At 47.3% G+C, this 13,841-nt stretch carries 13 protein-coding genes; 3 read left to right on the top strand and 10 right to left on the bottom strand.

Annotated features, from left to right (window positions below; all coding sequences use genetic code 11):
* Nucleotides 1-22 precede the first annotated feature (22 nt).
* Complete coding sequence (locus HNV11_RS06770) at nucleotides 23-871, bottom strand: AraC family transcriptional regulator (protein WP_171738951.1); 849 nt, start codon at nucleotides 869-871, stop codon at nucleotides 23-25.
* A gap of 87 nt (nucleotides 872-958) precedes the next feature.
* On the opposite strand from HNV11_RS06770, the gene msrA reads away from it, so the two are divergent.
* The 3 genes from msrA (at nucleotide 959) to HNV11_RS06755 (ending at nucleotide 3,650) form a co-directional block, all read left to right on the top strand.
* A complete protein-coding gene (gene msrA / locus HNV11_RS06765) occupies nucleotides 959-1,621 on the top strand; it encodes a peptide-methionine (S)-S-oxide reductase MsrA (protein ID WP_171738950.1) in 663 nt (220 codons plus the stop codon).
* Nucleotides 1,622-1,706: 85 nt separating this feature from the next.
* On the top strand, nucleotides 1,707-2,930 hold the full coding sequence (locus tag HNV11_RS06760; protein ID WP_171738949.1) for an MFS transporter: 1,224 nt from the start codon (nucleotides 1,707-1,709) through the stop codon (nucleotides 2,928-2,930).
* 57 nt (nucleotides 2,931-2,987) lie between these two features.
* Nucleotides 2,988-3,650 (top strand): HAD family hydrolase, encoded by a 663-nt coding sequence (locus HNV11_RS06755; RefSeq protein WP_171738948.1) that lies wholly within the window; start codon nucleotides 2,988-2,990, stop codon nucleotides 3,648-3,650.
* 316 nt (nucleotides 3,651-3,966) lie between these two features.
* On the opposite strand, the gene HNV11_RS06750 is transcribed toward HNV11_RS06755, so the two are convergent.
* The 9 genes from HNV11_RS06750 to HNV11_RS06710 all read right to left on the bottom strand — a co-directional run bounded on the left by HNV11_RS06750 (nucleotide 3,967) and on the right by HNV11_RS06710 (nucleotide 13,812).
* Nucleotides 3,967-4,167, bottom strand: a complete 201-nt coding sequence (locus tag HNV11_RS06750; protein ID WP_171738947.1) for a DUF4177 domain-containing protein — start codon at nucleotides 4,165-4,167, stop codon at nucleotides 3,967-3,969.
* Between the two features lie 525 nt (nucleotides 4,168-4,692).
* Complete coding sequence (locus HNV11_RS06745; protein WP_171738946.1) at nucleotides 4,693-5,583, bottom strand: helix-turn-helix domain-containing protein; 891 nt, start codon at nucleotides 5,581-5,583, stop codon at nucleotides 4,693-4,695.
* Between the two features lie 68 nt (nucleotides 5,584-5,651).
* Nucleotides 5,652-6,470, bottom strand: coding sequence for an SDR family NAD(P)-dependent oxidoreductase (locus tag HNV11_RS06740; RefSeq protein ID WP_171738945.1), 819 nt, complete (start codon nucleotides 6,468-6,470; stop codon nucleotides 5,652-5,654).
* A 623-nt stretch (nucleotides 6,471-7,093) separates the two neighbouring features.
* A complete protein-coding gene (locus HNV11_RS06735; protein ID WP_171738944.1) occupies nucleotides 7,094-7,873 on the bottom strand; it encodes a hypothetical protein in 780 nt (259 codons plus the stop codon).
* A 180-nt stretch (nucleotides 7,874-8,053) separates the two neighbouring features.
* Nucleotides 8,054-8,956, bottom strand: coding sequence for a DUF4231 domain-containing protein (locus tag HNV11_RS06730; protein ID WP_171738943.1), 903 nt, complete (start codon nucleotides 8,954-8,956; stop codon nucleotides 8,054-8,056).
* Nucleotides 8,957-8,971: 15 nt separating this feature from the next.
* Nucleotides 8,972-9,478 carry a TIR domain-containing protein gene (locus HNV11_RS06725; protein ID WP_240163810.1) on the bottom strand — a complete coding sequence of 169 codons (507 nt, stop codon included), beginning with the start codon at nucleotides 9,476-9,478 and terminating at the stop codon, nucleotides 8,972-8,974.
* 70 nt (nucleotides 9,479-9,548) lie between these two features.
* The gene (locus HNV11_RS06720) at nucleotides 9,549-10,310 is read right to left on the bottom strand and encodes an IS5 family transposase (protein ID WP_171738942.1); all 762 of its coding nucleotides are present in this window, start codon (nucleotides 10,308-10,310) and stop codon (nucleotides 9,549-9,551) included.
* Nucleotides 10,311-10,870: 560 nt separating this feature from the next.
* Entirely contained in the window at nucleotides 10,871-12,085 is a 1,215-nt protein-coding gene (locus HNV11_RS06715; RefSeq protein ID WP_171738941.1) for a VWA domain-containing protein, read from the bottom strand.
* A 350-nt stretch (nucleotides 12,086-12,435) separates the two neighbouring features.
* Nucleotides 12,436-13,812, bottom strand: coding sequence for an IS110 family RNA-guided transposase (locus HNV11_RS06710; protein ID WP_171738940.1), 1,377 nt, complete (start codon nucleotides 13,810-13,812; stop codon nucleotides 12,436-12,438).
* Between the last annotated feature and the right edge of the window lie 29 nt (nucleotides 13,813-13,841).

Below are 13,841 nucleotides of genomic sequence, written 5' to 3'. Positions count from 1 at the left end.
TCAGGCCAGTATTCGCTAGCTCTCACCCGACTAGTGCTTTGCGGTAGGCGCTGGGGGTCTGGCCCGTTACGACCCGAAACGTCTTGTTAAAGTGCGACAGGTTGTTGAACCCGACGGCAAAGCCAACATCCGCAACGGTTCGGGACGACTGTAGCAGCCGACGAGCCTGATTGACGCGGTATTCATTTACAAAATCGGTGAACGTCAGGTTGGTCATGCGCTTGAAATAACGGCAAAACGCCGGAACGGTCAGGCTGGATAAATCGGCGACGGCCCGCACGTCAATCGCCTGGGCGTAATGCTGCTCCACGTACCGACACACTCGGCTGATGCGCTCCTGCTCTTTCGGGTTCAAATCAAACTGAATACCATCGGCATGGAGCGGTTCGGCGTCCGGCGCATCGGCCAGTTGCTGCAACACCCGCAGCAGCATCAGCATCCGCTCGAAGGGCGGCTGAGCGGGCAGTTGAGCCAGCCACGGCCCAACGCGCTGCTTGGTGCCGGCGCCAAACGCCAGGCCCCGGTGCGCCCGCTCAAACAACCGACGAACGAGCGATAACTCAGGTTTTTGCAGGAACGTATCGCCCAGAAAATCCGCGCGCATCTGCACGACAATCTCCTCATACTGTCCTTCTTTGCCATAGCTGAAATTCAGGTGCGGCAGATTCGGCCCGATAAAGATCAGCTCGCCCGCTTCGTAGCGCGATACGTTCGTGCCAACCCGCCGTTGCCCATCGCCCGAGGGAATAAAGACAATTTCGTATTCCGGATGATAATGCCAGTACACCCGGCACGTTTCGGCTTCGGTATGGTGCATGACCCGAAACGAACTGCCTGCTTCGGGTTCTATTTTCTCAAACTGGAGTTTCATCTAACACGGGGCATAACTTACCGACAAAGAAACCGGGAATGTCTTTTAAACGTTAGTATAGTAAGCGCTTTTTTAATGACAATCAGCATGAAACGACTTCATTTATACGTCTTTAGTTTGCTCCTGCTGGCCGGATGTGCACAGGGCCAGTCGAACGAGTATGCATTCGCCAAACTACCCACGCCCAAACCCGGCGAGGCCGTAGCCACCTTTGCGGGCGGGTGCTTCTGGGCCCTGGAAGAAGGCATGAACCAGTTGAAAGGCGTACGCGAAGTCATTTCCGGTTACGCGGGTGGCGACGTTAAAAACCCGACTTACGAGCAGGTGGGCACCGATAAAACCGGCCATGCCGAATCCGTTCAGGTGTATTACGATCCGAAAGTAATCAGTTACGCCCAGTTGCTCGACGCGTTCTTCGCCGGTCACGACCCCACGACTCTCAACCGGCAGGGGCCCGACGTTGGCCGCGATTATCGCTCGGTAGCTTTTTATCGCACGCCTGCCGAGAAAGCCGAAATTCTGGCCGCCATCAAACGCACCAACGAGTCGAAACATTACGCCAACCCGGTTGTCACGGAGGTAACGCCTATTACGGCCTTCTACCCCGCCGAGAATTACCACCAGAATTACTTCGCGCTGCACCCCGACCAGCCCTATATCCAGCGTGTATCGCTGCCTAAGGTCGAGAAGCTACGTAAAGCGATGGCGGGCCACCTTAAAAATAGTACCTCGTTAACAATGAATGAATAGCCGTTGCCAAAAATTAATCAATACAGCATTGGTAGCGGATAATATATTGACAAAATAGCCGGTTCGAACCGGCTATTTTTGCTTTATGAATACAACCGGACAACAATCTTCAATTTCGTTAGGCAACTCCTATCGTACGCTGTTTGTCAGGAACCTGATGACGTTTTTCCTGAACCGGCAAGCCCTGGCGGTTGGCCTGGTCTTCGCGTCAGACAGTATCCTGTTCGGCAGTTGGGTAGCGCATATTCCCTACGTAAAACAAAAGCTGGCCCTCTCCGACGCGGAACTGGGCTTAACGCTATTTGCGATGCCTGCCGGACTGCTGCTCATGAACCCGCTGACGGGCTGGATCATTTCCCGGCTTGGCGAAGCGCGGGCCTGTTTCTGGTCGGCGGTGGGTCTGTCGCTGGCCGTCTGCATCCCGCTCAATGCGCCCAACCCGGCGGTGCTGGTCTTTGGCTTATTCCTGATGGGCCTGAACGCGGCCCTGATCAACGTCGCCATGAACACCAGCGCCACCAATCTGGAGCGAGAGCGGGGCATCGTGATCATGTCTTCCTGCCACGGCATGTGGAGTCTGGGCGGACTGCTCGGATCGGGCATTGCCGGAGCCGTCATTGCGCTGCACGTATCGCCGTCGGTCCACATCATGGGCATGGCCGCGCTGATTCTGTTACTGACGGTCCTTTTACAACCCATGCTGGCGCAGATTCCTTCCAGCAGCCGCACTGAATCGGGCGAGAAAGCCGGATCATCGTTCGTACGCCCGAATCGGGACCTGTTGCTGATGATTCTGATTGGTCTGGCCGTGGCTATGGGCGAAGGGGTCGCTTTCGACTGGAGCGCTGTTTACCTGCGCGAAACCCTCGGGGCCAGCAGCCAGATTGCCGCCCTGGGCTTTGCCAGCTTCTCGCTGACCATGACGAGCTTCCGTTTTCTGGGCGATGCCATCATTCCGAAAATCGGCTCTAAACGCTGGCTTCAGATTGGTGCCGTGCTGGGTACGCTGGGTCTGATAATTGCTATCGCTTTTCCCTACCCCGCCGTTGCGCTGGTTGGGTTTGCCCTGCTGGGCGCGGGCTGTTCGCTGGGTGCGCCTATTCTGTATAGTGCCGCGTTACGGGTGCCGGGCATTCCGCCCGTGGCGGGTCTGGCAACCTTTGCTTCGTTCAGCTTTATCGGGTTTCTGGCGGGTCCGCCCGTCATTGGCTTCGTCGCCGAAGCCTTTGGCCTGTACTTTGGCTTAGGCTTTGTCGCCGTTATCCTGCTCATTTCGGCTGGCTTGGCCCGACTTGTCAACTTATTCTAACCACACACGGGCCGGGTAAATGCTTTTATCTACCCCGCCAGTGTGTAATCTATTTTTATGAAAGCAGTAATTTTTGATATGGATGGGGTGATCGTCGACACGAACCCGCATCACCGCACCGCCTGGCGGCAGTACTACCAGCGGTATGGAAAGACCCTGAGCGATGATGATTTTGTGCAGCACGTTTCAGGCAAACACAATACCGATATCGTCGCGCATCTATTCGCCAACCAGACCCTGACGACCGACGAAGTGCTGCGGCTGGGCAATGAGAAAGAAGCTCTGTTCCGCGAACTCTACCGCCCCAACATTACGCCCGTTCCGGGACTAGTTACGTTCCTGAAGGCCCTGAAAGCCGCTGGCATCCGCACGGCCGTAGCGACTTCCGCGCCCGTCGAAAACCTGGATTTTGTCGTCGATGCGCTGGAATTACGTCCCTATTTCGACGCGTTGCTGAATGAAAGCATGGTCAGCCGCCCCAAACCCGATCCGGAAATCTACCAGAAAGCAATGGCGGCACTAGGCATTGACCCCGCCGACAGCGTGATTTTTGAAGATTCCATGACCGGCATCCGGGCCGCCAGGGCGTCGGGTGCGCACGTCATCGGCGTAGCGACAACCCAAACGCCCGACGAACTGGCTCCCTTTGTGGACGACGCCATCCGGGATTTTACCGAAATGAGCCTCGACCGGCTCCAGCGGCTGGTTAACGTTGTTTAACGAACAATGCCTCTGCTTATAAGCAGGGGCATTGTTCGTTAAAACGCAGCTGCGTAAATAGTATGTGTGGTTAGCTCACTCAACGCTAAAGTGTTGATGGAAGGCGCACAAGAGGGAACAAACGTGTCTCTACACTTACCCATTTGGATGTACCGCTAAACTGCAGTTCGCTGATAATCAAGCGTTATCCAAAGGATAATTTAACAGTTCTTCTGAGTTTGTTCGCCCGCGAACTCGGTGGCGGTTGGGCTGAGGTACGTAGCCTACACAAGTGCAGCCTGTCGCCAGAAAGCCTACCACGCAGAGCGAAAAACCGTTAAATATCCTTCTCAAAATACAGATAAATATATACGGCAGATCCAAAATTAGTGGACGACGTAGAAGTTAATCTGTAACCTTGTGAAGCGTATTCATCCAACTTTGTCTGAATTTCTTCTTTGGACTTCTTAACGATGTGTTCTGAATCAAGCGTTAATTTCGAGTAATAAATCAGGGCTTCAACTTTGTATTCTTTCATTGGTTTACGAGTTTGTTTTTTCGTAGGCTTTCTCAAGTTTCCTAACCGGGGCGTTTTGCCCTGTCGGACGAAACCCACCTAATCAACCAAAGCCTGACTCAGGGGGCGTTTACCCTATCACCAAGACATCACACTGCAAACCCAAACTCGGACTGTCGGAGCGGTTGGCTTATCGGCCCAAATCCCGCTAAACGGACAAAAAACCTGACCTCTGCGGCCTGCATCCTGTCACCCGGAACCCGCCCACGCCACACATAATAGCCATATCACCCAATGGCTCAAGGGGTTGATGGTTACCAATTTACTTGGCCGAATACGAGATGCTTGCACCTTTACATCCCCTGCCTGTTGGGCTGCTCAACTTATTTCCAGTGGCCTGCATCCTGTCAACCGGAGCCGACAACTATATAAAGACTACTTGTCGATACAGTATGGCGTGTCGACTGGTGCCGCCGAACACACTTTTAAGCTGTATAGCCACGCATCTAGCCGAAGTATGGTTGTCAAAACCACTAATGCATACAGCTAAGTAGACAACTGCTTCTTGAAGAGGTTCGGGCTGAGACCAACTTCTTTCTTAAATAGCCGTGAAAAATAAGAAGGGTTCTCAAACCCAAGCCTATAAGCGATTTCAGAAATACTCAGTTCGTTTTGCTTTAACCGGTTTTTGGCTTCGTTGATGAGAAAAATATGAATCAGCTCGATAGCCGTTTTGCCAGTCTCCTGCTTGAGCAGATCACTCAGGTAGCGCGGGGATAAGTGGAGTTGGTTGGCTAATTGGTGAACCGAAGGTAATCCGTTAGTTTGCTCTGATTCATCCCTTAAACAGGCTGCTAGTGCTTCCCGAAACTTAGACACCGTTTTGCCTGACAGCTCGGCGCGGTTGATGAACTGACGTTTGTAAAAGCGCTGGCAATACGTCAGCAGAGAATCAATATGGGTCAGTATAATCAGGCGAGTGTACTCGTCTGGATTACTGTAATACTCAGCTTCAATCTTGGAGTACAGATCCCATATGACCTGTTCTTCCCGCGGGGAGAGATGCAGCGCTTCGGTCACTTCGTAATCAAAATAAGTGTAGTGCTGAATCTGCTTGTGGAGAGGATGACCATTCAGATAATCTTCATGCATGAATAACAAAAAACTGTCCTCTTCCACTTCCAGATTCCTGAACTCGATTCGTTGCCGGGGTTTAACAAAGGACAACGAGCCGTTGGTATGGTCGTAAGCGGTACGACCGTACAGCATAACGCCAGCCTTGACCTTTTTGAACATTATTCCATAGCAATCGGTAGTGAAGGCTTGCCCATCCAGGGGGCAGCTTTGCAGACCCCTCTCTATGGCTAGTTGAGGGTGCTCGGGTGGGCGTAAGCCCAGGTCACGGCGCATGGCGCTAAGGGTACTGAAATGAAGCATACGGCAGTAATAATGGGATAAATCTACAGCCAAAAACGGTATAGATTTATCCCGTCACGGTTAGTTGATTAACCCTCATGGGCGGCCATAGTGACCTCGGCCCAAGCGTCCCACTCAGCAAACCGGCTGTTGTATGCCTGTTTAACCAGGGGGTAAGCTAGTTTGCCTAGCAGGAGCCGTAGTGGAGGCTGTTCACTTTCGATTAATTGGAGCATCGCTGCGGTGGTGGCTTCGGGCTGGCCCATATAGAGGGTGGCATAGTTGGCCTGCAGACTCGCCTTTAAGGGAGCGTAAGCGGATAGTGGTTGAGTAATTACAGCCGAGGAACCGGCGTAGTCAGTGGCATACGGGGCGGGTTCTACTAGGCTGACGTTGATACCAAACCCTTTTACTTCCGAGGCCAACGTTTCGCTCAAGCCTTCAACGGCAAATTTGGAGGCATTGTACAGACCTACATTTGGCCAGGTGATCAGGCCCAGCACACTCGATACCTGAATGATGTGGCCACTGCTTTGCTTGCGCATAATCGGCAAGACAGCCTGGGTAAGCCAAAGCAGACCAAAGAAATTGGTTTCCATCAAGTCGCGGGCCTGTTGTTCTGAGGTTTCTTCTACGCAGCCAAACAAGCCATAACCCGCGTTGTTAATCAGCACGTCAATGCGCCCAAACTCATTGTAGGCTTGTTGCACTGCCTGAATAGCCGCCCCACGGTCGGTCACATCCAATTGAATGGGCAGCAGTTGGTCACCAAACTGAGCCTTCAGCTCATCTAAGCTAGTTAGGTTTCGGGCGGTGGCGGCTACGCTATAGCCCTGTTGTAGAAAGGCCTTAGTCCACAATTGGCCAAATCCTCGCGATGCTCCGGTAATTAAAATAGTTTTGCTCATTATTTTTTCTGCTAAAAATTATGAGACAAAGTTGACCCAAGAGCGCTGATCTCAACTTATACAAAAGTGGGAAAAGCTAGCACATTTTACCTTATCATTGTGACCAAGCGGTCATCTTCTGCTACCCGTAACCTGCCCCTTGTCAAGTTATTTCACTAGGGCATTTGACCTATCGATCGACGCCTGTGTTGAGAGTTAATAGCTTTACTGTCAGTCAATTGCGACTTATCAACAAAAGCCGCCGAATACACTTCATGGACTGATCGCCCAACGACCCAAAGGGCTGATGGTGAATAAGCAATTATGGTTGAGCTACCAGGCTGCGCCTTTTCACCCTTTGCCGGTTGGGCTGCCAACGTTGCGCATCCGGCGAGCATCCTGTCAGCGGTGACCTTGCCCACGCGGAGTGAATCAAAAACATACGGTCAAAACTGCTAAACCTCGTTAACTCCAGAGTGCCGAATGTCATCCGAAACTTACCCTGCTTTTGGTTGACCAAACGCTTGGTTGCTCGATGTCACACGTAACCATCGTAAAACCTGTCAAATTCTGACGTGTATCGTGTCGGAGGCAATCTGTCAAAGTTTTTCATATCAACTATTCATAATAGGAAATTCAGAAATTTATTCTCCATCTTTCGGCGTTTCTTTTATTATTTTTTCAATTTGCCGATACACCCATTCTCTCGGTGGACCCAGCGGCTCAAGTTTTTCTGCTATTACTGCTTCATCGAGGCCTTTTTTAAGATAACTCCTAATGAGTAGTTCTGCTTCATCTGGATGAATTTCTTCTCCAATTTTCCTTCTTCGCCTTAAATCACTTGACCTAACTTCACGTTTGAGTAAATCAAGTTCATTTCTTATCTCTAATAATTCTTTGTTTTCAGGGGTAATTTTAATTTTTTCGGTATTATCAACTTCAAAAAAGGTAGGTGGTATAGCGTCTTTAGGATTTTTTAAAGTCTCTGTTAATGATTTAGTTATTCTTCCCTGTAATACTTCGCCCCACTTAGGGCTGTTTTTATCGTACTCTATAACTCTTAGACTCCTCAAATCAAATGGGACGTCTTCCATAGAAGCCGTTATCAGAATTGCAGGTTTAGTAATAGCATGAGCAAGCCCCAGTTCATAGAAAACATTTGGATTCTTGTTAGTCAAATCCGCAAGTAATACTGTTGCTTCTTTTGTATAAGCCCAAATGTCGTTCACTATATTACCTGGTCTGTATAAATCGTCTGCTCTTTTGGCATCAAAGCCAGCAGCTTCGATAGCTGGAATATAAATTTCTAAATAGTATTTGTCAAACCAACCTCCAAATGGCATTATTACAAAGCACTTTGGCTTAACTATCTCAGAGTTTATCTTAGATTGTTCTTCCACTACTTTTGCTGTTGCTTTCGCCATTTCCTTTATAGTTAATTCTGGTTTGTCAGTTCGTAAGCTTTTCTATCAAAATAAGAAGTGCACACTTTATACTACTTCGGATTACCAATGACCGCAGGGGGTTAATAGCAACGTAGAAGCTTTTACAAGCCTGCCACCGGTGACTTTCCTATTCAGAATACAAGAAAAATAAGCCCCCTTCTATCTTCTCCTTTGAGCAAGCCACAATGTATGTTCCCGAGACACTGCATTCTCCGAATCCAAAACGAATTTGGAAAATTCGTTTTCACCTGTAATCTCGTCAGCTAAAGATACTATTAAGTTTAGTTCTTGCGAAGCTGTTGTATAAGCCTGTTTCAATTCTTGGTGTCTTTTTAACTGTAACCAACTAATTGCCGAAGCTGAAATAGTAGTGAAAAACCCAACAAAGTTCCAGTTAGAATTTGGGCTATTAATCAAATAAACAATACTAATTAATGACACTGACTGAGCAATAATAATAACAGTGAACCATGAATTATATCTATTTTTATTGAATTGTGCTTTTGTTGCATACCAATTTTTTTGATCTTCAATTCTGTTTTGTATATAGTATTCTTTTCTATTCTCAAGTGAAAGACTTCTTACGTTAATCATACTTTGTGTAATTACAGGCTTGTTTAATAATTCTGTATCCAAAATCTTATTTAATTCTAAAAACTCTTTACTTAATTCTTGTACTCGATCAATAAATTTTTGCTTTGCTTGGTTCAAAGGAACAGTATCCTCAAATAGTTCAGAGCGCATCATAAATCTCCATGTAAGTGTTTTACAAGATTCCGCTAAAGCTCTACCTTGATACCATATATCCTCAAATTTTTTAGACAACAAGACAACTGTTAATACTAAACTTAATAGAAGTAAAGTGCCTGAAATAATATACAAAATTTTCTTTGATTGTTCGGATTGATAATTATACGTTGCAATCGCAGAAGCTATTAACATTGAAATTAAATCTACAGCTATTATGGATACGTAATCAGATTGCGCTTTTTTTGAAGCCGAATCAGAGGCTACGTAAAAACTCGTAAAGTCTTTTTCTGCTATTTTTGGTAGACTATTCACAGTCATATTAATTATTTAAGGTCTTAACCGTGTGTAATTAGAGATATCAGCGTTTCGCTTCTGAAATGCCTGTTCAATATAAAACTCAGGATTTTTTACAAAGTCTTCCCACTTTACAAGTACGCAAAATCTATCTTCTTCACCCCATGAGCATTTATTAAGCTTAGGAATATAGTAGTTGTAACTAAATTCTTTTATAGTTGTTGAATCGTTTATGTAAACGTAATTGTGCGAGTTTCCACATTTAGGACAAATTCCTGAACCACAATAAACCGCATTATATAAATCAGGCAATACTATTCCTAAAACGCCATTTTGGGTATTGCCTAAACCATGATACAAAGAAGCCTGTAGCTCTCTTTTGATAAATCTTTGTTCATACTGTCTTCTATTTTCTGCACCATATAGACCTATTAAATGAATTGTTACAGTTGAGTCAGATAAATAATTTTGTCTTATAACTCGCATTATATAGTCTTCATCAAGTGAATTTACTGGTTCATTTAATGACTTATCAATCATCTCAATGTTAAGGTACGTTTGTATGTAATTTTTGTAAGAACGTGTTTTGGAATTATGTTTGGCTTGGAGGCTAGATACGTTGTAGCATAAGTTGAATATTAGCTAAATATAGCCAACTCACCGAAGAAGATGTGGTGTACTCGTAATCCTTGACCACACGCCGGAAGAAATTGGTCCACGCAATTGTTCGCTCCACGACCCATCGTTTAGCTACGGGTACGAAGCCTCGAGCCGATTCAGGTCGGGAAGCCTTCTCAAACTCAATACTCCACTCAGCCAGTGTATGGGCGAACACGCCGTTGTAAGCTTGATCGCCATACACCTTCTCCAAGTGTTCACCCACCCGCCATACCACATCAGCGATTAGGCCAACCCCCAATGCCCCGTCTGCTTCATTAGCAGCCCCTACGTCAGCCACCCATAAGCGACCCTGGGTGTCGACCACAAACGTGCGTTTACGACCGTTCACGCGTTTGTGAGCATCCAGACCACGATACTCACCACTCATGGGAGCTAACTTAATGGACTGTGTGTCAATACATAGCACTGAGGGCAGGGCTGCCCGTCCGTTACGGAGCCGATCCAACTCGTTGAGTGCGGCATTCAATCGCTCAATGGTTCCATCCTGTTTCCAGCGATGGAAATAATAACAAACGCTTTGCCAGGGCAGGCCCTCAAAAGGCATATTACGCCATTGGCATCCGGTGCGTAGCGGCCACAAGATGGCATTGACAATGCGTCTAAGATCATGCTGGCGTTTGCGCTGAATAGGCAAAAAAGGCGAAATTGCTGTCCACTGAGCGTCAGTCAGTGGAGTCCACTGTTTGGTCATTACTTCATGTCTTGGTCGACACAAAGATGCCCTGACGCTCAGCCTTTCTCAATTCCAAAACACGCTCTAAGCAATATCCTCAGTCTTGAAGGATATATAACACTTTCTTGCCATAATCTAAGTTTCTACAGTTGTATTATCTACTGTCAAAATTTTGGGTGATTTATTAAAACGCACGCTCAAGCCTTTGTATCAAGTCTTGTTAAACTCTAACTGTCGAGACGTGCGCCCTGTCGCAAGGAACCTGTCCAAAAAAATTCAAACACCGACTTTCGGGGCCTTCACTGTGTCACACGAGACCCGAAAATGGAAGCCAAAAACTTGCCCACGCGGGGCGTTTACATTGTCGCACGGAACCCGCCCACGCCACTTACTTGGCTGCTCCACCCAACTACCGCGAGGGCTGATGGTGATGACACTACGTTACTGAACAATCGTACTTGAACCTTTACACCCTCGTTTGATTGGGCTGCAAAGCGTCCCTCGGGGCGTGCATCCTGTCACCGAAAAGCTACCCTTCGCTAAGCGAATTACTCAACAAAGGTTAAAAAAACGCGTTCTTATTTAACTACCTGCCGCTCCTTCAAATAAGGGACAACTTTACCTTTTGATAACCAATCCATTAGATTGTCAATGAATATGTGAGATGGGGTACTAAGTGTGCTTTTTACAAAATAGATTTGATAATTTTTTGTGTGATTTAGAAAAAGCCGCCATTCATTTTTTGTTAAGTAAAACGTCGAGTTGTTTTTCGCTGCTCCTTTGCATTCAATATAATACTCTATTGAACCGTCAATATCAATAATTTCAAAGTCATGGTCCTCATAAGCTTCGCCGTTTTGGTTTAGCCATTTAACTCTATCAGCATATTTCCGCTTCAGTATTTCAAAGATAAACTCTTCACTTAATTGACGAATACGTTCGTTCAATTCAGCATCTTCAACGACATCGGGAACCGCTTCGCTTTTCCTTTTTATTTCTTGTAGCTGATTTTTAATCTCTCGAACGTCATCAATCAAGGTTTTTATAGCTTCATCTTTCAAGGCGTGCTCATCATCTTTTGGGCCTGTATTATCATTTACTGGATGTGGGATTGGTTCTGCTTTCGGCTTAGGTTCAGCTACCTTTACTGGATTCGTGTTATTCTGTTGAACTGTGATTTGCTGCGGTACATTAGGTAAATTAACAGGCTGTGGCACTGGCGGCCTTACAGATGCATAAAAAGTAGTTAAATTCTGCTTAATAGTACTTTGGCTGTAAACGGTATCTTTTGCATATTGAATATGGCTAAATGTGCCATTTGAAGTTTTTGAAATACTTTGTGCCTGTTGTATAGCTTGAGGGCTAAGACCAATTCCAATAATATGAATTTGGCAATTTACACCCTCTGTTTTTGCTTTGTTAACCTCTACTGTATAATCACCTCCACAATTTTCCTCACCGTCGGTGACCAAAATTATTTTTTTGTCATAGGTCATAAACTCTTTTAAGCTGTCCACTGCACTCTTTATTGCTGCTGCAATAGGCGTATTACCATCTGGGTTATCCAATTTATTAACAGCCTGAGTTAACTGCTCTTTGTTAGTAACAGAAAGCGGTAAAATTGTTTTTATAATAGGGTTTTTATCATTAGCTGCTGAAAAAGTTTTGATTCCTATTCTTGCAGAGTAATCAAGGTTAGGAATAATATCATTTAATAGAGCTTGCTTAGTTAAAGCTAACTTCTCTTTCATGCTCGTGGAAAAATCAATCAAAATCTCTGTAACTGTTTGCATTTTCTTTAAGTATTTCGACCCGTTTGATGGAATTAAATTTGTCAGATGTTGTCTTGCTTAAGATACCTGACTAAGGCGTTCACCCTGTCAGCCGCAACCCGGAAATGAAAGCCTAAACTCGTTCAATTGGGGCGATTCTCGTGTCGACCGAAGCCGAACAACGCGCCAAAACCGCCTTGTGTCGGGACGTGCTGCCTGTCGCACACAAGCCCACCGCTACGTTACTGGCTATTTTCTCCACCCAACGCCCCAGAGGGCTGATGGATGAGGGTAAAACTACCCTGAACCCGAACGGTTTTCACCTTTACACCCTCTGTTTGATGTACGAATGCCTTCTAACTCCCTCATTTTCAAGCTGCCCCTAAGGTAGCAAAAAGACCCAAATCCTGCCCTGTAATCTCGAATTTGGCCAGCTTTTTCCTGATTTGTCGAATTTGTTGCTGCTTTACCTGGGCGATGTCCCGCACTAATTTTGCTGGCTCATAAGCCTCCCCCGTCGTGAGCATTTTGTAAACGACCACCGCCAGCTTCCGCGCCGTAGCGGTGATGGCCTTGATCCGACCCGCCCGGTAAGCGATCCGCTGAAAAAACGCTGTCATCGGATTAGGCTTTTTCATGTTGCCCAGCGAGTTGGCCACCATCCGAAACGTGTTAGGCAACGTTGATTTGTTCTTCAAGGTCTTCTTCGACAACACTTTACCGCCTGATGCTTTGTTGTTCGGAGTGAAACCCAACCACTTGGCAAAGGCTTTGGCCGAGTGAAACTTGCTAATCGACTCACCGACTTCGGCTATGAACGTCAGTAAGGCATCCCGCCCAAAGCCCGGTATATTGCTTAGGTCAACGCCCAACAGTTTATGAGCATACTGCTCAATGGGCAACCGGGGGGTGTTGCGGGATTGGCGCAACTTCTGACGACCTACCGTCGGGTCGGTTACGGCGGTAGGCTGTTTTAGTCCCTTTGTATGGTCCGTGAAGTGCTGGTCAAGTTCCTTGTCTAACTCAGCAATTTCAGCTTGTAGATTCAGGTAGAGCCGGTAATTGCTCCGCACTTCAAAACGCATAGCCCCGTTCCAGTTGCCCCCAAGCAATTCGATGATTTCGGCAGGTTTCTTTTTACAATGGCTATCAACCAGTTCGGCCAGTTTAAGGGGGTCTTCCTGGCCCTGACAGATGGCGGCAATGATCCGCAAACCCGACACCGAATTCGTATCGGTCAGCACCGCATCCAGCCGCACATTACCCGCCCGCAGGGCCTTCTGGATACGGCGAATGTAGTCGGCAGCATCCTCGACCAGACTCCGGCGCAAGCGAACTAAGGGCCGGATGAGCGTCGAGAACTCGTCGGGCAGAAAGATGGGGGGTAATAAGCCCAGACTATGCAGAGTACGAATGTGAATCGCATCCGACGTATCGGATTTGAACCGCCGATAGTTTTTCGTGTTAGCCCCGGCAGTGACCAATACCTCGAAATCGGCTTCCTGTAAGACGTTGACCAGGGGTCGTTCATAACCGCCAGTGGCTTCCATAGCTACGTGCTTCACTTGGTTGTCAGTCAGCCATTGGGCCAACCGAAACAGTTCTTTGGTGGACACGCCGAATTGCTGGACGTGTTGCTTGGGGTCGTCGCCGATAGCCACGACATGAAACTGAGAGCCGATGTCCACGCCCGCTACCTGCTGGTGAACGATGGGCATTTTGCGATAGTCTTGTGTCTGCTGGTTCATGGTCGAAACGGGTTAGCAGGTTTACAAAA

It is taken from the genome of Spirosoma taeanense, assembly GCF_013127955.1.
GTDB lineage: Bacteria > Bacteroidota > Bacteroidia > Cytophagales > Spirosomataceae > Spirosoma > Spirosoma taeanense.
The sequence above is the reverse complement of the archived record's forward strand: the minus strand, read 5'-3'. Positions and strand labels throughout refer to the sequence as shown.

Bases quoted from the DNA above. Each gene is read 5' to 3' on its own strand.
- HNV11_RS06770 (WP_171738951.1), bottom strand. From the start codon at position 871: ATGAAACTCCAGTTTGAGAAAATAGAACCCGAAGCAGGCAGTTCGTTT.
- msrA (WP_171738950.1), top strand. From the start codon at position 959: ATGAAACGACTTCATTTATACGTCTTTAGTTTGCTCCTGCTGGCCGGA.
- HNV11_RS06760 (WP_171738949.1), top strand. From the start codon at position 1,707: ATGAATACAACCGGACAACAATCTTCAATTTCGTTAGGCAACTCCTAT.
- HNV11_RS06755 (WP_171738948.1), top strand. From the start codon at position 2,988: ATGAAAGCAGTAATTTTTGATATGGATGGGGTGATCGTCGACACGAAC.
- HNV11_RS06750 (WP_171738947.1), bottom strand. From the start codon at position 4,167: ATGAAAGAATACAAAGTTGAAGCCCTGATTTATTACTCGAAATTAACG.
- HNV11_RS06745 (WP_171738946.1), bottom strand. From the start codon at position 5,583: ATGCTTCATTTCAGTACCCTTAGCGCCATGCGCCGTGACCTGGGCTTA.
- HNV11_RS06740 (WP_171738945.1), bottom strand. From the start codon at position 6,470: ATGAGCAAAACTATTTTAATTACCGGAGCATCGCGAGGATTTGGCCAA.
- HNV11_RS06735 (WP_171738944.1), bottom strand. From the start codon at position 7,873: ATGGCGAAAGCAACAGCAAAAGTAGTGGAAGAACAATCTAAGATAAAC.
- HNV11_RS06725 (WP_240163810.1), bottom strand. From the start codon at position 9,478: ATGATTGATAAGTCATTAAATGAACCAGTAAATTCACTTGATGAAGAC.
- HNV11_RS06720 (WP_171738942.1), bottom strand. From the start codon at position 10,310: ATGACCAAACAGTGGACTCCACTGACTGACGCTCAGTGGACAGCAATT.
- HNV11_RS06715 (WP_171738941.1), bottom strand. From the start codon at position 12,085: ATGCAAACAGTTACAGAGATTTTGATTGATTTTTCCACGAGCATGAAA.
- HNV11_RS06710 (WP_171738940.1), bottom strand. From the start codon at position 13,812: ATGAACCAGCAGACACAAGACTATCGCAAAATGCCCATCGTTCACCAG.